At 65.0% G+C, this 22,276-nt stretch carries 20 protein-coding genes and 1 other annotated feature; of the genes, 9 read left to right on the top strand and 11 right to left on the bottom strand.

Translation table 11 applies throughout. The annotated features are described in order from the left end of the window. Nucleotides 1-2: 2 nt before the first annotated feature. Nucleotides 3-1,316 carry an esterase-like activity of phytase family protein gene (locus tag C8J36_RS06715; protein ID WP_245506488.1) on the bottom strand — a complete coding sequence of 438 codons (1,314 nt, stop codon included), beginning with the start codon at nt 1,314-1,316 and terminating at the stop codon, nt 3-5. 229 nt (nt 1,317-1,545) lie between these two features. Next, nucleotides 1,546-2,439, bottom strand: coding sequence for an AraC family transcriptional regulator (locus C8J36_RS06710; protein WP_245506474.1), 894 nt, complete (start codon nt 2,437-2,439; stop codon nt 1,546-1,548). On the opposite strand from C8J36_RS06710, the gene C8J36_RS06705 reads away from it, so the two are divergent. After that, complete coding sequence (locus C8J36_RS06705; protein ID WP_132533556.1) at nt 2,438-2,845, top strand: DUF2000 family protein; 408 nt, start codon at nt 2,438-2,440, stop codon at nt 2,843-2,845. The two genes, C8J36_RS06710 and C8J36_RS06705, sit on opposite strands and share 2 nt — an antisense overlap. Nucleotides 2,846-2,875: 30 nt before the next feature. On the opposite strand, the gene rnd is transcribed toward C8J36_RS06705, so the two are convergent. Further along, nucleotides 2,876-4,021, bottom strand: a complete 1,146-nt coding sequence (rnd, locus tag C8J36_RS06700; RefSeq protein WP_132533955.1) for a ribonuclease D — start codon at nt 4,019-4,021, stop codon at nt 2,876-2,878. 114 nt (nt 4,022-4,135) lie between these two features. Next, nucleotides 4,136-5,554, bottom strand: a complete 1,419-nt coding sequence (locus C8J36_RS06695; RefSeq protein ID WP_132533554.1) for a multicopper oxidase family protein — start codon at nt 5,552-5,554, stop codon at nt 4,136-4,138. Nucleotides 5,555-5,812: 258 nt separating this feature from the next. Here C8J36_RS06695 and aspS point away from each other — a divergent pair, with 258 nt between their 5' ends. Together aspS and C8J36_RS06685 are read left to right on the top strand one after the other, a co-directional pair. Next, nucleotides 5,813-7,603 (top strand): aspartate--tRNA ligase, encoded by a 1,791-nt coding sequence (gene aspS / locus C8J36_RS06690; RefSeq protein ID WP_062594889.1) that lies wholly within the window; start codon nt 5,813-5,815, stop codon nt 7,601-7,603. Between the two features lie 156 nt (nt 7,604-7,759). After that, nucleotides 7,760-7,817 (top strand) — a sequence feature (sul1 is cis-regulatory element that is thought to sense ions involved in sulfur or methionine metabolism; They are found in Alphaproteobacteria). Nucleotides 7,818-7,891: 74 nt separating this feature from the next. Continuing rightward, nucleotides 7,892-9,373 (top strand): SulP family inorganic anion transporter, encoded by a 1,482-nt coding sequence (locus tag C8J36_RS06685; protein WP_132533552.1) that lies wholly within the window; start codon nt 7,892-7,894, stop codon nt 9,371-9,373. Between the two features lie 99 nt (nt 9,374-9,472). On the opposite strand, the gene C8J36_RS06680 is transcribed toward C8J36_RS06685, so the two are convergent. Further along, nucleotides 9,473-10,666 (bottom strand): hypothetical protein, encoded by a 1,194-nt coding sequence (locus tag C8J36_RS06680; RefSeq protein WP_062594891.1) that lies wholly within the window; start codon nt 10,664-10,666, stop codon nt 9,473-9,475. A gap of 215 nt (nt 10,667-10,881) precedes the next feature. Between C8J36_RS06680 and parC the strand changes: the two genes are divergently transcribed. Beyond that, nucleotides 10,882-13,134, top strand: coding sequence for a DNA topoisomerase IV subunit A (gene parC, locus C8J36_RS06675; protein ID WP_062594892.1), 2,253 nt, complete (start codon nt 10,882-10,884; stop codon nt 13,132-13,134). A 38-nt stretch (nt 13,135-13,172) separates the two neighbouring features. On the opposite strand, the gene C8J36_RS06670 is transcribed toward parC, so the two are convergent. From C8J36_RS06670 to hemB, 5 genes are all read right to left on the bottom strand, one after another. Then, a complete protein-coding gene (locus C8J36_RS06670; protein ID WP_132533550.1) occupies nt 13,173-13,565 on the bottom strand; it encodes a type II toxin-antitoxin system death-on-curing family toxin in 393 nt (130 codons plus the stop codon). Beyond that, nucleotides 13,562-13,783: an AbrB/MazE/SpoVT family DNA-binding domain-containing protein gene (locus C8J36_RS06665; RefSeq protein WP_132533548.1), complete on the bottom strand. Its 222-nt coding sequence runs from the start codon at nt 13,781-13,783 to the stop codon at nt 13,562-13,564. The genes C8J36_RS06670 and C8J36_RS06665 overlap by 4 nt, the downstream gene beginning before the upstream one ends. A gap of 103 nt (nt 13,784-13,886) precedes the next feature. Further along, nucleotides 13,887-14,660: an arginyltransferase gene (locus C8J36_RS06660; RefSeq protein WP_132533546.1), complete on the bottom strand. Its 774-nt coding sequence runs from the start codon at nt 14,658-14,660 to the stop codon at nt 13,887-13,889. A 274-nt stretch (nt 14,661-14,934) separates the two neighbouring features. Beyond that, entirely contained in the window at nt 14,935-15,408 is a 474-nt protein-coding gene (locus tag C8J36_RS06655; RefSeq protein WP_132533544.1) for an RDD family protein, read from the bottom strand. Between the two features lie 123 nt (nt 15,409-15,531). Next, nucleotides 15,532-16,548 (bottom strand): porphobilinogen synthase, encoded by a 1,017-nt coding sequence (hemB, locus tag C8J36_RS06650; RefSeq protein WP_132533542.1) that lies wholly within the window; start codon nt 16,546-16,548, stop codon nt 15,532-15,534. Nucleotides 16,549-16,870: 322 nt separating this feature from the next. Between hemB and C8J36_RS06645 the strand changes: the two genes are divergently transcribed. Together C8J36_RS06645 and C8J36_RS06640 are read left to right on the top strand one after the other, a co-directional pair. After that, the gene (locus C8J36_RS06645; protein ID WP_132533540.1) at nt 16,871-17,098 is read left to right on the top strand and encodes a hypothetical protein; all 228 of its coding nucleotides are present in this window, start codon (nt 16,871-16,873) and stop codon (nt 17,096-17,098) included. Beyond that, on the top strand, nt 17,095-17,388 hold the full coding sequence (locus C8J36_RS06640; protein WP_132533538.1) for a type II toxin-antitoxin system RelE/ParE family toxin: 294 nt from the start codon (nt 17,095-17,097) through the stop codon (nt 17,386-17,388). Before C8J36_RS06645 ends, C8J36_RS06640 begins: the two co-directional genes overlap by 4 nt. A gap of 382 nt (nt 17,389-17,770) precedes the next feature. Here C8J36_RS06640 and C8J36_RS06635 read toward each other — a convergent pair whose 3' ends face one another. Continuing rightward, nucleotides 17,771-18,193 (bottom strand): hypothetical protein, encoded by a 423-nt coding sequence (locus tag C8J36_RS06635; RefSeq protein ID WP_132533536.1) that lies wholly within the window; start codon nt 18,191-18,193, stop codon nt 17,771-17,773. Here C8J36_RS06635 and C8J36_RS06630 point away from each other — a divergent pair. From C8J36_RS06630 to C8J36_RS06620, 3 genes are all read left to right on the top strand, one after another. Beyond that, complete coding sequence (locus tag C8J36_RS06630) at nt 18,173-18,610, top strand: DUF6163 family protein (protein WP_062596753.1); 438 nt, start codon at nt 18,173-18,175, stop codon at nt 18,608-18,610. The genes C8J36_RS06635 and C8J36_RS06630 overlap by 21 nt on opposite strands. Before the next feature lie 130 nt (nt 18,611-18,740). After that, complete coding sequence (locus C8J36_RS06625; protein ID WP_062596705.1) at nt 18,741-19,277, top strand: MarR family winged helix-turn-helix transcriptional regulator; 537 nt, start codon at nt 18,741-18,743, stop codon at nt 19,275-19,277. 635 nt (nt 19,278-19,912) lie between these two features. Beyond that, nucleotides 19,913-21,235 carry a L,D-transpeptidase family protein gene (locus tag C8J36_RS06620; RefSeq protein ID WP_062596704.1) on the top strand — a complete coding sequence of 441 codons (1,323 nt, stop codon included), beginning with the start codon at nt 19,913-19,915 and terminating at the stop codon, nt 21,233-21,235. The last annotated feature ends 1,041 nt before the right edge of the window (nt 21,236-22,276 follow it).

Genomic DNA, 22,276 nt, shown 5'->3' with positions numbered 1-22,276 from the left:
CCCTATTCGGCCTTGAGGAATTCGGCCACGTCGAGCAGCACGAACTCGTTGTCGTCGGCCTTGTCGAGCGCGCGACCGGCCGAGAAGGGCAGGTTGTTGTCGTTGCCGACGACGATATGGGTCTCGTCGATCCGGTCGACATTCTCGATCGTGACGAACGGCATGCCGTAGACGCCCTTGGTGCCGCCCTGCCGGTTCTTGCCGTCGGGATCGGCGATGTTCAACAGATCGATATAGCCGATCTTGCGCACGGCCTTGCCGACATTCGCCGCGCTCATCTCGATCTTGTAGACGCGCTTCACCTTGGCCGGGGTGGCAAAGCAGTCGGGCTTCGGCGCCTTGGGGTCGGCGCAGGCCTTGTCGGGCGTGCCCGCGCCATTGTCGCGCTCGATCACCAGCGCGGTCTTGTCGTCCAGCATGTTGAAATCGCCGATCGCCTCGCCGCCGGCGGCGAGCGGATAGAGCCAGCTGCGACCCGTCCAGGCCTTGCTGGCGGCGTCGAGTTCCAGGATGCGCAGGGCCGGGTGGCCGTCCGCCTGCTCGACGGTCGCCTTGTCTGTCCAGATCGGGCCTTCGAGCAGGCCGTAAAACTTCGTGCCGTCCGGCGACAGGGCGAGGCCCTCGAAGCCGCCGGAGCGCTTGAGGTTGAAGGCCGGCATCGGCTTCGACGGATCGGCCGGCACTGTCAGGACCGGATTGTCCGGCGACGTCACCGGCGTCGCCTCGGAGACCGTTGGCACCACGTCGGTCAGGTGTCCGTCGCGGGTAAATTTCAGCACCCAGGGGCCGAATTCCTCGCCGATGACGAATCCGTCGGCCACCGGCTGGATCGATTCGATGTCGAAATCGGCACCGGTGAGATAGCGCTTCGCGGCGCCCTCCAGGACGATCGGGAAGGGGGCCTTCCGGTCGGGATCGGACAGGAACACCGTTTCGAGCGGCGTGACCGTGCCGTCGGCCCAGTCGATGCGGATATGGTGGAGCATGAGCATGGCGTCGCTCGAATTGAGCTTGGAGCCGAAACCGTTGTCCGACAGCGTCCAGAACGTGCCGTCGCCGACCGACTTGATGCCGGAAAAGCCCTGCATCGGCTGGCCGTCGAACGGTAGCGACAGCCCGGTCGGCCGAACGCCGTCCTTGCCGGGAACCGTTGCGAGCGCCGTGGCGCGCTTGCGATCCGCGGTGGTGAACTTGCCGGAGGTCTGCAGATGCTCCGGCGCATCGGCTGGCGCCTTGATGATGGTGTCGGCCGGCAGCACGGCCTGTCCGGCAAGCTTAGCCGGAAATGGACGGTCGTCCGCCCGGGCCGTCGCCATCTGGGCCGTGGAGGCCAGCAGGAGTGCCAGTGTCGCGGTGGCTAGGAATTGCATCGTGGTGCCCTCGGTCATGAAATCAACGGGACAGCGAGTACGTGGGCCGGATGATGTTGGCGCGACGGTTTGGTGACAGATGCGTGACGCCCCGATCCGGGCAAGCGCAGGGCAAGCGCAGGGCAAGCGCGGGGAAAGCGCAGGGACGCGCTTCGCCATCGCGGCGATCGAGGCCTCACCCCCGCGACAGGGCGGCCCAGCGGCCGGGCGTCAGTCCATGCGCCGTCTTGAAGTGCCGGGTGAAATGCGCCTGATCGGCAAAGCCGGTCGCAAGCGCGATGTCGGCGAGCGGACGCCCCTTTCGGATGAGCGCGCGCGCCTGCTCCAGCCGGCGCATGATCAGGTAGCGATGCGGGCTCGTGCCGAGACAGGCGCGGAACTGGCGGGCGAGGGCGAAGCGGTCGAGCCCGGTCACGGCTTCCAGATCCGCCGAGGTGACCGGCCGGTCGTGCGCGCCGTGGAGAAAGTCGCAGGCCCGCCGCACGGCCGCCGCGTCGATCCGCACGCCCGCGGCGGTCCCCCGCCGCGCATGCCGCGACAGGCCGTCGGCGACCGCGCTGAGCAGTTCGGCGCAGTGGAGGTCGTCGAGTTCGCCATCGAGATCGCGCATCGCATCCGCAAGGCTTGCCGCAAGCGACGGGTCGGACAACACGGGCGAGGCCACGAAGGGAAGATCCCGGCTGCCGAGCGCATCGATCAGCCGTTCCGGCGGCAGATACAGCATCCGGTAGCGCAGCCCGTCCTCCGTCGCTGCCCCGCCATCATGCACCTCGTCGGGATGCAGCACGATGATGTTGCCCGGCGCGCTGTAGCGCACCTCGCCGCGATAGCGGAACGTCTGGACGCCGTGCAGCGTCAGGCCCAGCGCATAGGTGTCGTGCCTGTGCGGCGCAAAGGCATTGCCGCGAAAGGCGGCCTCGATGCGCTCGATGCCGGTGCCCTCCGCGATCCGGATGCGGTCCGTCACCGGCGATCCGCACGAACGTTCAAGATCGCCGCCCGCGCGATCGGCTAGAGACGCATCGGGTGCATCCGGCGCCCTATAGCCGAGAATGGAGTTCGCCGTCATGTTCGATACCAAATTCGTCATCGTGTTGCGCGAGGATCTCGCCGTCTGGCAGAAGCTGAACGTGACCGCGTTTCTGACAAGCGGCATCGTCGGCGCAAAGCCCGATCTGATCGGCGAAGCCTACCGCGATGCGGCCGGCAACGTCTACAACGCGTTGAGCGTCCAGCCGGTCATCGTCCTGTCGGCGGGGCCGGACCTGCTGCGCACGATTCTCGCCCGCACGCTGCAACGCGAGGTCCGCACGTCGCTCTATATCGAGGAGATGTTTGCCACCGGGCACGACGCCGCCAACCGGGCGGTGTTTGCGGATTTCGCACCGGATACCGCCAATATCGTCGGTCTCGCTTTGCATGCCGACAAGAAGATCGCCGACAAGATCATCAAGGGCGCAAAGCTGCATTCGTAAGGCCGTCCTGCCCGGCGCGGGCGGCTGCGATCAGAGTTCGACGGTCTCGATCTTGCGGTCCACGAAGCGCAGCGCCACGTCGCCATTGATCAGCTTCAGCGCGATCTCGCCGAACAGCTCGCGCCGCCAGCCCTTCAGCGCGCCGACATCGGCCTTCTCGCCTTCGGACGCGATGCGTTCGATGTCCTCGCTGTTGGCGATGATCTTGGCGGCGACGCCCTGTTTCTCGGCGACGAGCTTCAAAAGGACCTTGAGCAGTTCGATCGCCGCGGCGGCACCTTCGCTCGTCTGGTTCTGGCGGGGCAGGCGGGGCATGTCGGCCTTGGGCAGAGCCAGCGCCTCGTTGACCGCCTCGATGATGGCGCCGCCGGCGCTGGAGCGTTCCCAGCCCTTGGGCACCGTGCGCAGCCGCGACATGGCCTCGGCGTCCTTCGGCTGCTGCTGGGCGATCTCGTAGAGGGCGTCGTCCTTCAGCACCCGGCCGCGCGGCACGTTGCGGGACCGTGCCTCGCGTTCGCGCCAGGCGGCGATCCGCTGCAGCACGGCAAGCTCGATCGGCTTCTTCAGCCGCATCTTCAGCCGCTGCCACGCATCGTCCGGATGCATGTCGTAGGTCTCGCGCGATTCGAGCACCGCCATCTCCTCCGTCAGCCACAGCGAGCGGCCTTCGCGCTCCAGCTCGGCTTTCAGGTGGTGGTAGACGTCGCGCAGATGGGTGACGTCGGCCAGCGCATAATCGAGCTGCTTGTCCGTCAGCGGCCGGCGGCTCCAGTCGGTGAAGCGCGAGGACTTGTCGATATGCTCGCCCTTGATGCGGCTGACGAGCTGGTCGTAGGAAACGCTGTCGCCGAAACCGCAGACCATCGCCGCGACCTGCGTGTCGAAGATCGGGTGCGGGATGAGGCCGCCGAGATGGAAGATGATTTCGATGTCCTGCCGCGCGGCATGGAAGACCTTGATGATGTCGGGATTGGCCATCAGCGCGAAGAACGGGGCGAGGTCGAGGCCCTTGGCGAGCGGATCGACGATCACGGCGATGTCGGGGCCGGCCATCTGGATCAGGCAGAGCTGCGGCCAGAACGTCGTCTCGCGCAGAAACTCGGTGTCGATCGTCAGATAAGGTGCCGTCGCCAGCGTGTCGCAGGCTGCCTGCAGCGCCGCAGTCGTATCGATAATGTCCATCGGATCTCCGGGGATATGGAGGCGGGTTTTCTTCTCTTCTCTTTTGGTGCGGGGATGTCAACCGAGCGACACGAAAAAGCCGCGATTCCGCACCGGCCCCGATCCGTCTCAGACGACCCTGAGATAGGAGGACATGCCCGTTTTCTGGTGCTCGATGATGTGGCAGTGGAGCATCCAGTCGCCGGGATTGTCGGCGACGAGCGCCAGTTCCGCCTGCTCGTCCGGCTGCAGCAGGATCGTGTCCGTCGGCGGCGGCAGCACGCTGCGCTTGTTGGACGAGAGGACGTGGAACGTCAGCCCGTGCAGGTGGATCGGATGCGCATGCGGGGTGCGGTTGGCGATCTGGAACACGTAGCTCTGCCCGAGCTTCAGCTCCGCCAGCGGCGCGATCGGGTCCGGCGTGTCGCCCGGCCATGGCACTTTGTTGATCGCCCAGAACGTATAGCCGAGCGAGCCGCAGAGGCTTGTTCCCGCCTTGTGCTCGGCGGTGGCCGTGACATCGAGCGGGATGCGCCGGGCGCCCGCAATGTCCGGCTGCGCGATCGGATTGGCGGCGAGCGGCCCGGCCTCGCGCAGGTCGCGTTTCAGCGAGGAGCCGCGCGCGACCAGCGTTGCGATGGTCCAGGGATTGGAGCCGCGCAGATTGCCGAGCGTGACGATCGCGCCCTCGCCATCCGGCATGCGCACCACGATGTCGGCCCGCTGCCCCGGCCCGAGATCGAGCGTCTCCAGCGCCGAGGGAAGCGTGAGCGCATTCGAATCGAGCGCGAGGACCGCGGCGGGCGCGTCGATGCCGACCGTATAGAGGCGCGTGACGTCGGTGGCCGCGATCCGCAGCCGCACCAGCCCGCCGGCCGGCGCCTCGAACTGCGGGGCGCGCTGCCAGTTGGCGGTGCGCACCGTGCCATAGGTGCCGCCACGGGCCGCATCGCGCGGCTTGAACGGCGCGAGGAAGCCGCCGTCCGTGCCGAGCCGCCAGTCGCGCAGGTTCAGCACGATCTCGGCATCGAAGACCGGATCGGCGGGATTTTCCACGACGATGACGCCGGTCATGCCGTGGCCCATCTGGGTCAGCGTGTTGCAATGGGGATGATACCAGAACGTGCCGGCATCGGGCGGGGTAAAGGCATAGTCGAAGCCATCGCCGGGATAGACGTAAGGCTGCGTCATCTCCGGCACGCCGTCCATGGCATTGGGAATGCGCAGCCCGTGCCAGTGCACGGTGGTCGGCTCGTCGAGGCTGTTCGAAAGCTTTGCCGCGAACGGCTGGCCCTGTTTCATCCGCAGGATCGGCGGTGCGCCGGATGCCGAAGGCGCGTCGCCGGATGCCGAAGGCGCGTCACTGAGCGCCCAGGTCATGACCCGTGTCTCCGCGCCGCCTTCGACAAGCCTTGCGGCACCGAACCGGGCGTCGAGCGTCAAAGGTGCGGCGGTGCCCGCACGCGCGGCAAGGCCGGCGCCGAGCGCGAAGGAGGCCGCCGTTGCGGCACTGGCTTTGAGGAGCGTTCGGCGGGTGAGGGCGGGCATGATGTCGTCCGGAAGCGAGGAGGACCCCTCCATAAACTTGATCGGCCCGTTCAGCAATTGCGGCGTCCATCTTTCCCGCCTGCTTTGCGAGCCGTCGGGGGGTGTCGCAGGTCCGGTCGCGGTGCAAGATCGGGCCTTCCGGGCAGGCTCCGCCTTGACAAATCGGACCCGTCATGCGCTTTTCCGCGCGATTTCGACGCCGCCGGGACAAGGAAACGTTCTCCCGCGTGCGGCATTTGCCAGTTCCAGGACACGCCCATGCACCGTTACCGCAGTCACACTTGCGCCGCCCTTCGCCAGACCGATGTCGGCCAGAACGTCCGTCTTTCCGGCTGGGTGCATCGTGTCCGCGACCATGGCGGCGTGCTGTTCATCGACCTGCGCGACCATTACGGCCTGACCCAGGTCGTGGTCGATCCCGACAGCCCGGCCTTCAAGGCGGCGGAAGCCGTGCGCGGCGAATGGGTCATCTGCATCGACGGCCGGGTCAAGGCCCGCACCGCCGAGACGGTCAACAAGACCATGCCGACCGGCGAGATCGAGCTCTATGCCGAAGGCATCGAGGTGCTCTCCGCCGCCAAGGAACTGCCGCTGCCGATTTTCGGCGAGCCGGATTATCCCGAGGACGTGCGGCTCAAGTACCGCTTCCTCGACCTGCGCCGCGAGACGCTTCACCGCAACATCGTCAAGCGCACGCAGATCGTCGCCGACATGCGCAACCGCATGAACGCCGAGGGCTTCGCCGAATACACGACGCCGATTCTCACCGCGTCCTCGCCGGAAGGCGCGCGCGACTTCCTCGTGCCGTCGCGCATCCATCCCGGCACCTTCTTCGCGCTGCCGCAGGCGCCGCAGCAGTACAAGCAGCTGCTGATGGTCGCCGGCTTCGACCGCTATTTCCAGATCGCGCCCTGCTTCCGCGACGAAGACCCGCGCGCCGACCGCCTGCCGGGCGAATTCTACCAGCTCGACATGGAAATGAGCTTCGTCGAGCAGGAAGACGTCTGGGACACGATGGCGCCGGTCATATCAGGCGTGTTCGAAAAGTTCGCCGAGGGCAAGCCGGTCACGAAGGACTGGCCGCGCATTCCCTATGACGTCGCGATCCGCAAATACGGCTCCGACAAGCCGGACCTGCGCAACCCGATCGAGATGCAGGCCGTGACCGAGCATTTCGCCGGTTCCGGCTTCAAGGTCTTCGCCAACATGATCGCCTCCAACCCCAAGGTCGAGGTCTGGGCGATCCCGGCCAAGACCGGCGGCAGCCGCGCCTTCTGCGACCGGATGAACGCCTGGGCGCAGTCCACCGGCCAGCCGGGCCTCGGCTATATTTTCTGGCGCGCCGAGGGCGAGACGGTCGAAGGCTCCGGCCCGCTGGCCAAGAACATCGGCCCCGAGCGCACCGAGGCGCTGCGCGTCCAGCTCGGCCTCGAGGCGGGCGATGCCTGCTTCTTCGTGGCCGGCGATCCCGCCAAGTTCTACAAGTTCGCCGGCGAAGCCCGCACGCGGGCCGGCGAGGAGCTGAACCTCGTCGATCGCGACCGGTTCGAGCTCTGCTGGATCGTGGACTTCCCCTTCTACGAATGGAGCGAGGAAGAGAAGAAGGTCGACTTCGCCCACAATCCCTTCTCCATGCCGCAGGGCGGGCTCGAGGCGCTGGAAACCCAGGACCCGCTGACGATCAAGGCCTATCAGTACGACGCCGTCTGCAACGGCTTCGAGATCGCGTCGGGCTCCATCCGGAACCAGTCGCCGGAGCTGATGGTCAAGGCGTTCGAGCTGGTCGGCCTGTCCAAGCAGGACGTGGAAGACCGCTTCGGCGGCATGTACCGCGCCTTCCAGTACGGCGCCCCCCCGCACGGCGGCTGCGCCTTCGGCGTCGACCGCGTGGTCATGCTGCTCGTCGGCGCCAAGAACCTGCGCGAAATCTCGCTGTTCCCGATGAACCAGCAGGCCCAGGACCTCCTGATGAACGCCCCCAGCGAAGCCTCCCCGACGCAGCTGCGCGAACTCGCCCTCCGCGTCGTACCGCAGCCGAAAAAGGATTGATCCGCGTCAGGCGGATCGGGATCTGAGACGATGAAGGGCGGCCATGTGCCGCCCTTTTCCGTTCGCTGCCGCAGCCGTCACCCTCGCCGGTTTCAAGGACGCGGGGGGAGTTCGGCATTGCGTTGCGGGCCTTTGCGGGCTAAGAAACGCCATCACAACGGACCCGGGTGTGATCCCCGGGTGGCTCTTCCGGCCGCCGATCCGCCGGACAACGCACAGCATCAGCCCTGATAACCGCTTCGGACCTCGTCCCGGCTGGTGCGTTCCTGTTTGCGAAACGTACCCTCCATGATCTCACTGTCCACCTATCGTCGCGAATGGTTTTCCAACATTCGCGGCGACATTCTCTCCGGCATCGTCGTGGCGCTGGCGCTCATTCCCGAGGCCATCGGCTTTTCGGTCATCGCCGGCGTCGATCCGAAGGTGGGGCTGTTCGCCTCCTTCGCCATCGCCTGCGTCGCCGCCTTTACCGGCGGCCGGCCCGGCATGATCTCGGCGGCAACCGCCGCCACCGCCGTCGTCATGGTCAGCCTCGTGCGCGACCATGGCCTGCAATATCTTTTCGCCGCCACCATCCTCATGGGCATCCTGCAGATCGCGGGCGGCTTCCTGAAGCTCGGGCGGCTGATGCGCTTCGTGTCGCGCTCGGTCATCACCGGCTTCGTCAATGCGCTGGCGATCCTCATCTTCATGGCGCAGCTGCCGGAACTCATCGGCGTGCCCGCTCTGACCTATGGGATGATCGCGATCGGGCTCGGCATCATCTACCTCTTTCCCTACGTGACCAAGGCCATCCCGTCGCCGCTCGTCGCCATCGCGGTGCTGACCGCGGTCGCCGTCTTCGGCGGGCTCGACCTGCGCACCGTCGGCGATCTCGGCGAGCTGCCCTCCAGCCTGCCGGTCTTCGGCCTGCCGGACGTGCCGCTGACCTGGGAAACGCTGCGGATCATCTTTCCCTATTCCGTGACGCTGGCGGCGGTCGGGCTGCTCGAATCGCTGCTGACGGCGCAGATCGTCGACGACATGACGGATACGCCGAGCAACAAGAGCCAGGAATGCGTCGGCCAGGGCGCCGGCAACATCGCCTCCGCGCTGATCGGCGGCATGGGCGGCTGCGCCATGATCGGCCAATCGGTCATCAACGTCTCCTCCGGCGGCCGCGGGCGGCTTTCCACCTTCGTGGCCGGCGCCTTCCTCCTGTTCCTCATCCTCGTTCTCGACGATATCGTCCGCATCATCCCGATGGCGGCGCTGGTCGCGGTGATGATCATGGTCTCGATCGGCACCTTCTCCTGGCGGTCGATCCTCGATCTGCGCACGAACCCGCTGCCATCCTCCGTCGTCATGCTGGCGACGGTCGTGACCGTGGTTGCGACCCACGATCTCGCCAAGGGCGTCATCGTCGGCGTGCTGCTGTCGGGCGTATTCTTCGCCGGCAAGGTGGCGAAGCTCTTCCGCGTGGTGCCCTCGGGCGATGCGAGCGGGCGGATCTACCGCGTCGAGGGACAGCTGTTCTTCGCCTCGGCCGACAGCTTCATCGCCGCCTTCGACTTCGCCGAAACGCCCGCAAGCGTGACGATCGACGTCTCCGCCGCGCATTTCTGGGACATCACCGCCGTCGGCGCGCTCGACAAGGTGGTGCTCAAATTCCGCCGCTCCGGCGTGCCCGTCGAGGTGATCGGCCTCAACGCCGCAAGTGCGACGATGCTCGACCGCTTCGCCGTGCACGACAAGCCGGACGCCCCGGCGCTGCCGCACGTCTCGCACTGATCGCGGCCTCGCAGCACCCGGCATTAGACATGAAAAAGCCCGCCGGTCGTCTCGCAAGGAGACCGGCGGGCTTGGTGTTTCAGAGGGCCGAGGATGGCCTTAGTCGTTGGCGGTGACCTTGACGCCCAGCACGCTCGGCAGCGTGTTCGGCGCGCCCATGCCGGCACCCATGATCATCGGGAAGGGGACGGGCTTTTCCGGCTCGGCCGTGATCGTCAGGTTCTTCGGCGCGTCGAGGTAGGTGTTGATCGCCGCCGTCAGCTCGTTCTGCAGGTCGGGAAGGTTGAGCTGCGCGATCATGATCGGGGCAAGGCCCTTGATCGACTGCGCCAGCTGCTCGCCGGTCACGCCCTGCTCCGCACCGAAATAGTCGAGCAGGCGCTTGGTGATCGAGGCATCCTCGAAGCGGATCGAGGCCGAGGTGAAGCTGAGCTGCTGCATGAGGCCCATGGCCGACAGGCCGAGCGCCTGGTTGGCGGCCTCCTTGTTCGGATTGGCCTCGGCGGCCTTGAAGGCCTCCTGGAAGCTATTCAGGAGCTGGAGCGTGTAGCCCGAAACATTGAGGCCGATCGACAGGCGGCCGACATTGTCGACATTGAACGAGTTGTCGCGAATGTCGAACACGCCCGAGGCCAGATCCCAGCTGCCTTCCATGGTGAACTCGCCGGTCGGGTTCTGCAGGCCGAGCTTGTCGATCGCCATCTTCGCCTTGGCGTCCTTGACCTCGGACAGGTCCGCCTTGACGCCGCTGACGATGCCGTCGAAATCGATGCCCTTGTCGCCATCCTGGCGGCTCAGATTGCTTTCCGACTTCTCGATCGAGAACACGGTCTTGCCGCCCATCTCCACCGTCACGGGGCCGGTTCCGGCCGATTCGTAGTAGAGCAGGTCGTCGATGCCGCCCGTTCCGGCCTTGGCGGGAATGCGCAGGCCGGCAATCGAGATGTCCTTGGCGGTGAGCCGGGCGCCGTCGGCCGTCCTGTCGATATCGGGGAACGCCACGGTCTCGACCGTATAGCCGCCATCCGACAGTTCCTCGACGCCATCGAAGGTGAGGTCGCCGATCTTCAGCTCGTCCGCCTTCTCCATCGTGCTCTTGATGCTGGCGCCCTTCAGGACCACGCTGTCGTCGTTGACATCGACCGCTTCATAGGCAAGCGTCGCGCCGTTGATCGCGTAGGCCGCGTTCAGCTTGGCAGCGAAATCCGTGCCGTCGAGCGCGAAGGCGGGAGAGGCGAGGGCGGTAAAGGCGACGCCTGCCAGCAGGAAGCGAAGTCGTGGAAACTGCATCATCATTGGGTCCTTGCAAAGCCTGTGATATCGGGGTCGATGTCTCCAGGGCGATTGGGGCGGAAATATATGCGGGCGTCAGGGAAATGTCAGGTCGGTACCCCGCATTATTTCGCGGCAGGCTTAATTCGCGCCTTCGCCCGCTCATCGGCGGATTGCTGGGGATAGCGCCGGCGAGACAACTTGATGTTCACGGTTTGTTGAGGTAGCTACGACCCATGGGACAGAGCCTTTTGCCGCCGTCTGGCGGGGACGATCACATTCAACCCGTCGATCTCAAGGCGGCCCTGGAAGAGCGCTACCTTGCCTATGCGCTGTCCACCATCATGCACCGCGCGCTTCCGGACGTCCGCGACGGCCTGAAGCCGGTGCATCGCCGCATCATCCATGCGATGAGCGAGATGGGCATTCGCCCCAACACCGCCTTCAAGAAATGCGCCCGCATCGTCGGCGACGTCATCGGTAAGTTCCACCCGCATGGCGACCAGTCGGTCTACGACGCGCTGGTGCGGCTCGCCCAGGATTTCTCGCAGCGCTATCCGCTGGTCGACGGGCAGGGCAATTTCGGCAATATCGACGGCGATAATGCCGCCGCCTACCGTTACACCGAAGCCCGCATGACCGAGGTCGCGGCGCTGCTTCTGGAAGGCATCGACCAGGATGCCGTCGATTTCCGCGCCACCTATAACGAGGAGGACGAGGAACCGGTGGTCATGCCGGGTGCCTTCCCCAACCTGCTCGCCAACGGCTCGTCCGGCATCGCGGTCGGCATGGCCACCTCCATTCCGCCGCACAACGCGCACGAGCTGTGCGACGCGGCGCTGCTGCTGATCCGCAAGCCGGACGCGTCGATCGAGGAGCTGGTGGAGCTGGTGCCCGGCCCGGATTTTCCGACCGGCGGCATCATCATCGACAACACGGCGAGCATCACCGAGGCCTACCGGACCGGCCGCGGCGGTTTTCGCGTGCGGGCCAAATGGGCGGTCGAGGATCTCGGCCGCGGCGTCTGGCAGATCGTCGTCACGGAAATCCCCTATCAGGTGCAGAAATCGCGGCTGATCGAAAAGATCGCCGAACTGCTGATCGCCCGCAAGCTTCCGCTGCTGGAAGACGTGCGCGACGAATCGGCCGAGGACGTGCGCGTCGTGCTGGTGCCGAAGAGCCGCAGCGTCGATCCCACCATCATGATGGAATCGCTCTTCCGGCTGACGGATCTCGAAAACCGCTTTCCGCTGAACATGAACGTCCTGTCCATGGGCCGCGTGCCCCGCGTCATGTCGATCTTCGATATCCTGACCGAGTGGCTGCAGCACCGCCGCGAGGTTCTGCAGCGCCGGTCGCGCTTCCGGCTTGCGGCCATCGAGCGGCGGCTGGAAATTCTCGGCGGCTATCTGATCGCCTATCTCAATCTCGACGAGGTGATCCGCATCATCCGCGAGGAGGACGAGCCGAAGCCGGCTCTGATGACGCGCTTCACGCTGACCGATCTTCAGGCCGAATCGATCCTCAACATGCGCCTGCGCTCGCTGCGCAAGCTCGAGGAATTCGAGATCCGCACCGAATTCGCCGGCCTGACGGCGGAAAAGGCCGAGATCGACGCGCTGCTCGCCTCCGACGAAAAGCAGTGGCAGACGGTGGCCTGGGAAATCGGCGAGGTGAAGAAAAAATTCGCCAAGGCGACCGCGCTCGGCCGCCGCCGCACGCTGTTTGCCGATGCGCCGGACACCGACGACGAGGCCATCCAGCAGGCGATGATCGAGAAGGAGCCGATCACGGTCGTTCTCTCGCAGAAGGGCTGGATCCGGGCGCTCAAAGGGCACATTTCCGATACCGCCACGCTGCAGTTCAAGGAGGGCGATGCGCTGAAATTCGCCTTCCCGGCCTCGACCACGGACCGGATCCTGATCGTAACGACGGGCGGCAAGGCCTATACGCTCGGCGGCGACAAGCTGCCCGGCGGGCGCGGCCATGGCGAGCCGCTGCGCATCATGGTGGATATGGAAAACGATCAGGACGTGCTGACGGCCTTCGTCCACGATCCCGCCCGCAAGGTGCTGCTCGCCTCGGCCGCCGGCAACGGCTTCGTCATCGCCGAGAGCGAGATGGTCGCCAATACCCGCAAGGGCAAGCAGATCCTCAACGTCGCCATGCCGGACGAGGCCAAGATGGTCGTGACCGCGAAGGGCGACCAGGTCGCGATCATCGGCGAAAACCGCAAGATGCTCGTCTTCCCGCTCACGCAGATCCCGGAAATGACGCGCGGCAAGGGCGTGCGCCTGCAGCGCTACAAGGACGGCGGCGTGTCCGACATCCGCTGCTTCACGCTCGCCGACGGCCTCACCTGGAGCGACAGCGCCGGCCGCAGCTTCACCAAGACGCCGGCCGAACTCGCCGAATGGATCGCCGATCGCGGCACGGCCGGCCGCGTGGTTCCCAAGGGCTTTCCGCGGAGCGGGAAGTTCGGGGGGTGAGGGGTGTGATGGGGGCGACGCGCTCCCGACCTGATCGGTCAGGCGGGGAGGGTCTCGCAATAATCCTTGAGGAACCTTGCGGCCCCATCTTCCGCGATATCTCCTGAGGCCACACCGAGGACGAGTTCTACGGCCATGGCTTCCTCGGTTTTCAACAGCTGTCCATTGATGAACAGGAACGTAAAGGCAGCGAGGAAGCCCGTTCTCTTGTTGCCGTCTGAAAAGGGGTGGTTCCGGGTAACGCCATACAGATAGGCGGCGGCGAGGACGAACATATCGTCTTCGCCATAGGCGTGCTTATGCAGCGGACGCGCCAGCGCGGCTTCCAGGGCGTTCTCATCCTTCAAGCCGGCCAACCCGCCATGTTCGGCGATTTGCTCGTCGTGTATGGCCTCGATAGCCTCACGGGAGAGCCATTTGTAATCCGTCACTTGGCCAGTTCTCTGAGCGCATTCCTGTATTTTTCCATGCCGATCCGGGCCGCTTTCAACTGCTCCGAAAAGGACGCCGTTTCCGGAGTGAGCTCCAGTTTGTTATCCGTCACGCGGATGGTCAGCGTGTCTCCGGCCTTCACGCCCATGCGATCCAGCACGTCCTTCGGCAGGATGACGCCTTCGGAATTACCGATCTTGCGAATGGTGACGTTCATGGAAACCTCCTTGTTATAACAATCGTTATAACAAAAAGCAGGATCGCATACAAGAAGCAGGGCGAGAGGCCGTCGGCGATCCGCCGTCGGACGCCGACCCGCCTTAGCCCGCCATATCCTCGCCGTCCGGCCCGGCATAGCGTTCCCAGCCGCGGGCCATCAGATGCTCCTGCGGCAGGAACTTGGTCTTGTAGTCCATCTTGCGCGAGCCCTTGACCCAGTAGCCGAGATAGACATGCGGCAGGCCGCGGTCCTGGGCCTTGCGGATGTGATCGAGGATCATGAAGGTGCCGAGGGAGCGGTCGGAAAAGGCGGGGTCGAAATAGGAATAGACCATCGACAGGCCGTCGCCCATCTTGTCGGTCAGGGCGGCACCGATCAGCGGGCCGTTCGCCCGGCCGGCAATGCCGTCGCCCTCGACGCGCAGGCGGTATTCGATGATCTTGGTGTTCACATGCGTGTCCTCGACCATCATCGCATAGTCGAGCACCGACATGTCCGACATGCCGCCCTTCTGGTGGCGGTGGTCGAGATAGCGGCGGAAGAGGGCATATTGCTCGCTCGACGGCTCGGCCGGATATTCGGTGGAGACGATATCGGTGTTCTCGGCCAGCACGCGCTTCATCGAGCGGGTCGGCTTGAACTCGCCGGCGACGATGCGCACGGAAACGCAGGCCCGGCAGCTTTCGCAGGCGGGGCGATAGGCGATGTTCTGCGAGCGGCGAAAACCGCCCTGGGTCAGGAGGTCGTTCAGTTCCGGCGCCCGCTCGCCCACCATATGGGTGAACACCTTCCGCTCCATCTCATGCGGCAGGTAGGGGCAAGCCGCCGGTGCCGTGAGGTAGAACTGCGGAGACGGGGCGGTGTGGGTGTTCATGTTCATCTGGGGCGGCGATCACACTTCATGACCAATAGGATCGCGCGACAGCGCCGCGCGTCCTGTATGACGCACTCCGGTTCGCTGTAGCACTTTTAGACCTGCGGCGTAACCTCATCCTGAAATCGACTCCGATTTGAGGGACCATGCAGTAGCATGGCTCAAGAATGAAAAAGGTCAACCGGCCGTTAACGCGGCCGGTCGAAAACATCTCGGAATGTGCTGCGGTGTGTCCGCAAGAGCGCTGTCGGCGCCAGCTCAGCGCCGAGGGTCTTCAGCGCAGGGGATAGCTGTCGCGGCGCACGGTGACGGTGCCGATCAGGAAGTCATGCAGCAGGCGGCCGCGATCGGTGAACAGGCCGATCAGCACGATGAAAGGCGTCAGGAACGCATTGGCGATCCAGAAGATCACCAGATGGACGATGGCCGTCATGAAATCCATCGGCCGGCCGTCGGTGCGCGCGATCGCGAGCCCCATCATGGCCATGCCGGGCGAGGCCTGCGCGCGGCCGCCAACGGTGATGCCGAAATAGAGCATGGCGACGATGGCAAACAGCGCGGGATAGAGCAGGAAGCCGAAGCCGAGCGTCAGGATGCCAAGAAAAAACACGACCACGGCCGCAGGGATCCAGAGCAGGGCGACGAACAGATAATCGACGCAGAACGCAATGACCCGACGGCTGAGAACGCCGCGATAGGCGCGCCAGTCGGTACTGGGAAAGCGAACGTCATCATGGCTTATGGTCATCTCGGTCTCCAATTCGATATCCTGAATATGGGAATGAGCGTTTCTCTCTGCAATGGGAATGCATAGGCTTCGGCTTCGCGCTCGTAAAAGGACAGGGTGGGGTCGGGCGCGTCCGTCATGGGCCTATCCCTTGCGGGCCAGCAGTCGGGCCACGTCGAGCGCGAAATAGCTGAGGATGCCGTCGCAGCCGGCGCGTTTGAAGGCGAGCAGGGTTTCCATCATGACGCGCTCCTCGTCGATCCAGCCATTGGCGCCGGCGGCCTTGATCATCGCATACTCGCCGGAGACCTGATAGGCAAAGACCGGCAGGCCGAAGGCCTCCTTCATGCGCCAGCAGATGTCGATATAGGGCAGGCCGGGCTTGACCATCATCATGTCGGCGCCTTCCTCCACGTCGAGGGCGGCATCGCGCAGGGCTTCGGTGCCGTTGGCGGGGTCGATGTAATAGGTCTTCTTGTCGCCCTTCAGGAGCCCGCTGGTGCCGATGGCTTCGCGGTAGGGACCGTAAAAGGCCGAGGCGAACTTGGTGGCATAGGCCATGATGCCGACATTCTGGTGGCCGGCCGCATCGAGCGCCTGGCGGATAACGCCGATGCGGCCGTCCATCATGTCGGAGGGCGCGATGATATCGGCGCCGGCATCGGCCTGCATCACCGCCGCGCGGGCGATCTGGGACACGGTCTCGTCGTTGACGATTTCGCCCTGGCGCAGGATGCCGTCATGGCCGTGGCTGGTGAAGGGATCGAGCGCCACGTCGGTGATGAGACCGATGCCGGGCACCGCCGCCTTGATGGCCTTGGTCGCCAGGTTGATCAGATTGTTGGCCTCGAGGCTGTTGGAGCCGGTGTCGTCGCGCAGCGCAATCTCGACATTGGGAAAGGTGGCGAGCGCGGGTATGCCGAGATCGGCCGCTTCGCGCGCCGCCTCCACCGCCTTGTCGACGCTGAGGCGCATGACGCCCGGCATGGCGGCGATCGGCTCCACGACATTGGTGCCGGGCACGAGGAAGATCGGCCAGATCAGGTCGTCCACCGTCACCTGGTTCTCCCGCACCATCCGCCGCGTCCAGTCCGCCTTGCGATTGCGGCGCATGCGGCGATGTCCGGTGACGAGGTCCACGATGTCGGTCTTGTCGGTCATGAGAGGGATCTTTCGGAAAGGAAATCGCGCTTGCGCACGAGGCATAAGGAAATCGCGCATGCGCACGAGGCATAAGGAATTCGCGCTTGCGCGCGGGGAGCCGTCGGGGACATTTATCACGATGCGACGGACAGGCAAAATATCCCGGGTGCGACGTCTCGTCCCGGCTCCGCGGATCCGTCCCCCCTTGGCGCAACTAGCAAAGCCAGCATTTGGCAACCCGACGATCGGTCACCGCTCTGTGATCCCCGACGCCTCCGCAGGAGACCTGACATCAGGACGAGCCGGCTTTTCCGCGCCGGAATTTCCTGCATAATGGGGCATGACCGAACTTCTGGAAAAAGCCGTCGAGGCCGCCCGCGCTCTTCCTGCCGTCTTGCAGGACGAGATCGCGCGGACGATGCTGCTTCTCGCCCGCGAGGAGTCGGAGCCTGTCCCTCTGAGCGTGGAGGAGCGGGCCGCGATCGCTGCCTCCAAGAGCGCAGCCGCCCGCGGCGCGTTCGCCACGGATGAAGAGATCCGTCTCGTCTGGGCGGCCCACGGCCTGTGAGGCTTCGCTACACCAGACCGGCGATGATCGACCTCGAACAGGTCGCCGCGTATATCGGCATGCGGTCACCGCAAGGTGCCCGTCGCGTCATGCTGCGGATCAAGAGCCTGATCGAGCAGCTTCCGGATCAGCCCTTTGCCGGCGCGCGGACGGAAGATCCGACGATCCGGCGTCTGATCGCCTTGCCCTATCCCTATCTCGTTTTCTACGAGGTCACCGAGACCGAAATCATCATCCATGCCGTGCGGCATGGCTCCCGCGATCCCGCCGCCATGCCGGGTCCGACGTGACGGCCGATCGCCTTGCGACAGGCCCCGACTCGTCCGGCCGAGCAGGTCCGGCAATCGCGTGCTTGGTCGCTGCCCTGTCCAATGGTCCTGCACCTGTCTGAAAGGGTCGGTGACGGAGACGCTGCTCGGTGTCTTCCCTCGAGGTCGTCGCGATCCGCCCCGACGCGCCGAGAGCCACGCACGCGGGACGCGCCGTGGGGAGAAGTCGTTCGGACGAGGCGCTGGAAGCTGCCGCGTGGAGTAGAAGTTGGAAGATGACATCTTCCAGCGCCTCGTTCGGTGGTTTTTCCCGCAGCCCGGCCGTCTCGAAGAGGATTCCCTCGGCTTCACCCGAGAGCGCGTCCGGCAGTCACGGCGCGGCTTGCCGCCGCCTTGCCAGGTTTCACAGGACGATCGCGGTTTCAACGATCGCCGCCTCTTTGTATGACATCGCCACACCGCAGGCCTTTATGAAAGGTCCCAAGGCGGACGGCCTCTTCGCGAGCCCGACGATGAGGATGTGCGTCATCCCCTCACAATCGGCACCGGCCCCGCCTCGCCGGAACGCCTTCCGGTGCATCCGATAACGGGACGAGGCCAGTATGATGCGTGGAAAATGGCGCGGGGAAAAGAAAGCGGCTCTTTTTTCGAACGGACGGCTGGAAAGCCTTTGCGGCCGGCTTTCGGACATCGGCCTGCGGTCGCTCGAGGCTTTCGAATTCCCCGCTCGCAGAACCTCCTCTGCCAAGACCTGCGGCAGCACCACCTCTGGCAGTTGCCGGCATCCGCGCTTATGGTCGCCGGCATGTCCGATGATTCTGTTCATGTTCCCAAGATCTCCGTGACGGAGACGTTGTTCGGCGTCTTCCTGCGGCTCGTGGCGATCTCGTGCTTCTGGTTCGGCCTGAACTACTGGGCGCTGCTGATCGGCTACTCCTTCAACGGGTCCGGCCGCTTCGATCTATTGACCGTGCCCTGGCGCGTCGCCGCGACCACGCTGGCGGTCGCCTATCCCGTGGCGGCCCTGGGGCTCTGGCTGCTGGTATCCTGGGGGCCGGTCATCTGGGTGGTGGCGGCGGCGACCGAAATCGTCATGTTCGGCTTCTATCCCGAGCTCTTCGGCGCCAAGCCGCTGATCCTCATCCTGCATGCCAGCGCAGCCCTGATCTTCGTCACGTTCCGCGGCATTATCCTCTATCAGCGTATGCGCAAGGGGCGAATTGCAAGGTTTGATTCACCCTGACACAGGTGTCGTCAATGGTAAGCTCATGTTAAGGCTGCGGTTTAAGTAGAATTTTATACGTATTCGATAGTGTCTCCCTCAAGGCGGGAAAACATAACCACCGCCACCCAAACAGAGAGAGACCGCCATCATGAACAGCAAGCTCAAGGCACACGCCTCCGCCAACACCGCCGGCAACCCGATCCTCAACAAGGACCCGCAGGAAGACGCGATCCGCTCGCTCTACATGGAATCCCTGCACCTCGTCGAACGCCTGCACCGTCGCCTGCTCGACGTCATCAAGGACGAATTCGACCGGCAGGGCCGCAGCGACGTCAACGCCGTCCAGGCACTGCTCCTGTTCAACATCGGCAATTCCGAACTGACGGCCGGCGAACTGCGGTCGCGGGGTTACTATCTCGGCTCCAACGTCTCCTATAACGTCAAGAAGCTCGTCGACCTCGGCTTCATCAACCACCAGCGCTCGCGCATCGACCGTCGCTCGGTCCGCATCAGCCTGACGGAAGACGGTCAGGCCATCGCCGAAACGGTCGCCAAGCTCTATGAGCGCCACATCGGCTCGATCCACAAGGTCGGCGGCATCGGCACGGACGAATTCAGCCAGATGAACAAGCTGCTGCAGCGCCTCGACCGCTTCTGGAACGACTCGATCGCCTATCGCATGTAAGGTTCGGGCAAGACGATTTTTGGGAACGGTCCTCTCGAAAAGGCCGGGCGCGGGATGGCGCCCGGCCTTTCGCGTTGCCAACCGGAGGCGGGACTGACACGGCAGCCGCAGCGGGATGGCGCGGGTGCAGCGCGCGCGGGACGGCACACGATGACGGCACACGATCTTGTCAACGGTCGTGATCCCGCTGGAATGCGACGCGTCTGCCTCTCCGCGACGCCCGCGCGGGCCGCGGGAAACGCGGCTGTGTGGCTGTTGCAGGAAGGACGCAGTGCCTTGTTTCCCGGCCTGTCGGCGCGCTTGCCCTCTGGTTGTGTGACACCGTTTGGCCATATTGATATGGGACGTAAAACGCTGAAAAACCGGCCTGTCAACGAGGGTCGGTCATACGGTTTTGACGCCGGAATCTGTGCGCCGGAGGCTTTCGCCAGATGACGTGCCTTGGGCCGGAAGCGTGCCGATGTGCATGCCGGTCCGGTTGGTGGCCTGTCTGGTCGGGGCCGTTCCGGTTGGGGCAGGATGCGAACCGGCTCCGCCGGGGTGCAGCGCCCGCCGCGCGCGGGTTTGGCTTTGTTAACCGTAATCGTGATAGCGCTGAGGGCGGAATTGCCTCGCAGCATCTGATGGTAGGGATCATGTCGAAGAAAAACGGAATCGATGCTCATAGCCGCCGCGCCTTCCTGCGCTCCGCCGCCACGCTCGGCGCTGTCGCCTGGGCCGGTGGCGCGTTCGCGCAGGACGCCCTGGGGGATATCATCAATGCGCCCCGCCGCGGCGTCTGGGACGATCAGTTCGACGCGCAGGCCTCGCGCACGGCGCTCGCCGTTTCGTCCAACACGCCGATCTTCAGCATGGAAACCATCTACAACACGCAGACGGCGATCGGCCAGTATCAGCAGATCGTGTCGTCCGGCGGCTGGCCCGAGGTCAATCCCTCGCAGCGCCTGGAACTCGGCGTCTCCGACCCCTCCGTGCGGGCGCTGCGCCAGCACCTGATCGCCGCCGGCGACCTCGAACAGTCCGCCGGCCTCTCCGACAATTTCGACAGCTATGTCGATGGCGCGGTCAAGCGCTTCCAGGCCCGCCACGGCCTGCCGCCGGATGGCGTTCTCGGCGAATATTCGCTGAAGGCGCTGAACATCTCGGCGAATGTGCGCCTGCAGCAGCTGAACACCAACCTCGTGCGCCTGCAGTCCATGTCGGGCGATCTCGGCATGCGCCATGTCGTCGTCAACATCCCCGCAGCCTATATCGAGGCGGTGGACAACGGCCGCGTCGTGCAGCGCCACACCGCGATCGTCGGCCGTCTGTCGCGCCCGACGCACATCATCAATTCCAAGATCTACGAGGTCATCCTCAACCCGTACTGGACGGCGCCGCGCTCGATCGTCGAGAAGGACATCGTGCCTTTGATGCGCAAGGATCCGGAATATCTGAAGAAGAACGCCATTCGCCTGATCGACGGTCAGGGCAACGAGGTCTCGCCGGAAACGATCGACTGGAACGCCGAAAAGGCCCCGAACCTGACGTTCCGCCAGGACCCGGGCAAGATCAACGCCATGGCATCGACCAAGATCAACTTCCACAACCCGAACAACGAATACATGCACGACACCCCGTCGCAGGGCCTGTTCAACAAGCTGGCGCGCTTTGAAAGCTCCGGCTGCGTGCGCGTCCAGAACGTGCGCGACCTGACGACCTGGCTGCTGAAGGACACCCCCGGTTGGACCCGCCAGCAGATCGAGGCGACCATCCGCTCGGGCCAGAACAACCCGATCAAGCTTGCGGTCGAAGTGCCGGTCTATTTCAAGTACATCACCGCCTGGGCGGCCAAGGACGGCGTCGTGCAGTTCCGCGACGACATCTACCAGATGGACGGCGAACAGGAACTGGCCCTCCAGACCACCGCCGGCATCGAACCCGTCACCGGCGGCCTCGACGGCGGCGTGGCGCAGTAACACGTCAAGGACGCGAGACTTTCGACGGCCGCATCCGGACAGGGTGCGGCCGTTTTTGTTTGTGGGTGGTGGCGTTTGCACGCGTTGCCGCCCCTCATCCGGCTGCCGCCACCTCTCCACACCTGCGGGGCGAAGGAACGTGTGGCACGGCTTCCACGCACATCGAAACGCCGCGTAGGGCACGTCCCCTCTCCCCGCCTGCGGGGAGAGGGCTAGGGTGAGGGGCTATTCGCAACGGTCGTGGTTCTCGCAAGCGTCCGCCCCTCATCTGCCTGCCGGCATCTTCTCCCCGTTTGGACGGGTAGAAGAGACGCGGGGCGCCGGTTGCGTTTTCTTCGGGAGCGAGGCAGTCTCGTCCGCTCTTCCCGATCCAGACAGGGTGCGGCCGTTTTTGTTTGTGGGTGGTGGCGTTTGCACGCGTTGCCGCGCCTCATCCGGCTGCCGCCATCTCTCCACTCCTGCGGGGCGAAGGAACCTGTGGCACGGCTTCCACGCACATCGAAACGCCGCGTCGGGCACGTCCCCTCTCCCCGCCTGCGGGGAGAGGGCTAGGGTGAGGGGCTGTTCGCAACGGTCGTGGTTTTCGCGAGCGTCCGCCCCTCATCTGCCTGCCGGCATCTTCTCCCCGTTTGGACGGGGAGAAGAGACGCGCGGCGCCGGTTGCGTTTTCTTCAGGAGCGAGGCAGTCTCGTCCGCTCTTCCCGATCCGGACAGGGTGCGACCGTTTTTGTTGGTGGGTGGTGGCGTCTGCACGCGTTGCTGCCCCTCATCCGGCTGCCGCCACCTCTCCACCCCTGCGGGGCGAAGGAACGTGTGGCACGGCTTCCACGCACATCGAAACGCCGCGTCGGGCACGTCCCCTCTCCCCGCCTGCGGGGAGAGGGCTAGGGTGAGGGGCTAGTCGCAACGGTTGTGGTTCTCGCAAGCGTCCGCCCCTCATCTGCCTGCCGGCATCTTCTCCCCGTTTGGACGGGTAGAAGAGACGCGGGGCGCCGGTTGCGTTTTCTTCGGGAGCGAGGCAGTCTCGTCCGCTCTTCCCGC

It is taken from the genome of Rhizobium sp. PP-F2F-G48 (genome assembly GCF_004342335.1).
Classification (GTDB): Bacteria; Pseudomonadota; Alphaproteobacteria; order Rhizobiales; family Rhizobiaceae; genus Ferranicluibacter.
The sequence above is the reverse complement of the archived record's forward strand: the minus strand, read 5'-3'. Positions and strand labels throughout refer to the sequence as shown.

Excerpts from the sequence above, each read along its gene's own strand:
- C8J36_RS06715 (WP_245506488.1), bottom strand. The coding sequence starts at position 1,316 with ATGGCGACGGCCCGGGCGGACGACCGTCCATTTCCGGCTAAGCTTGCC.
- C8J36_RS06705 (WP_132533556.1), top strand. The coding sequence starts at position 2,438 with ATGTTCGATACCAAATTCGTCATCGTGTTGCGCGAGGATCTCGCCGTC.
- C8J36_RS06710 (WP_245506474.1), bottom strand. The coding sequence starts at position 2,439 with ATGACGGCGAACTCCATTCTCGGCTATAGGGCGCCGGATGCACCCGAT.
- C8J36_RS06695 (WP_132533554.1), bottom strand. The coding sequence starts at position 5,554 with ATGCCCGCCCTCACCCGCCGAACGCTCCTCAAAGCCAGTGCCGCAACG.
- aspS (WP_062594889.1), top strand. The coding sequence starts at position 5,813 with ATGCACCGTTACCGCAGTCACACTTGCGCCGCCCTTCGCCAGACCGAT.
- C8J36_RS06685 (WP_132533552.1), top strand. The coding sequence starts at position 7,892 with ATGATCTCACTGTCCACCTATCGTCGCGAATGGTTTTCCAACATTCGC.
- C8J36_RS06680 (WP_062594891.1), bottom strand. The coding sequence starts at position 10,666 with ATGATGCAGTTTCCACGACTTCGCTTCCTGCTGGCAGGCGTCGCCTTT.
- parC (WP_062594892.1), top strand. The coding sequence starts at position 10,882 with ATGGGACAGAGCCTTTTGCCGCCGTCTGGCGGGGACGATCACATTCAA.
- C8J36_RS06665 (WP_132533548.1), bottom strand. The coding sequence starts at position 13,783 with ATGAACGTCACCATTCGCAAGATCGGTAATTCCGAAGGCGTCATCCTG.
- C8J36_RS06660 (WP_132533546.1), bottom strand. The coding sequence starts at position 14,660 with ATGAACACCCACACCGCCCCGTCTCCGCAGTTCTACCTCACGGCACCG.
- C8J36_RS06655 (WP_132533544.1), bottom strand. The coding sequence starts at position 15,408 with ATGACCATAAGCCATGATGACGTTCGCTTTCCCAGTACCGACTGGCGC.
- hemB (WP_132533542.1), bottom strand. The coding sequence starts at position 16,548 with ATGACCGACAAGACCGACATCGTGGACCTCGTCACCGGACATCGCCGC.
- C8J36_RS06645 (WP_132533540.1), top strand. The coding sequence starts at position 16,871 with ATGACCGAACTTCTGGAAAAAGCCGTCGAGGCCGCCCGCGCTCTTCCT.
- C8J36_RS06630 (WP_062596753.1), top strand. The coding sequence starts at position 18,173 with ATGTCCGATGATTCTGTTCATGTTCCCAAGATCTCCGTGACGGAGACG.
- C8J36_RS06635 (WP_132533536.1), bottom strand. The coding sequence starts at position 18,193 with ATGAACAGAATCATCGGACATGCCGGCGACCATAAGCGCGGATGCCGG.
- C8J36_RS06625 (WP_062596705.1), top strand. The coding sequence starts at position 18,741 with ATGAACAGCAAGCTCAAGGCACACGCCTCCGCCAACACCGCCGGCAAC.
- C8J36_RS06620 (WP_062596704.1), top strand. The coding sequence starts at position 19,913 with ATGTCGAAGAAAAACGGAATCGATGCTCATAGCCGCCGCGCCTTCCTG.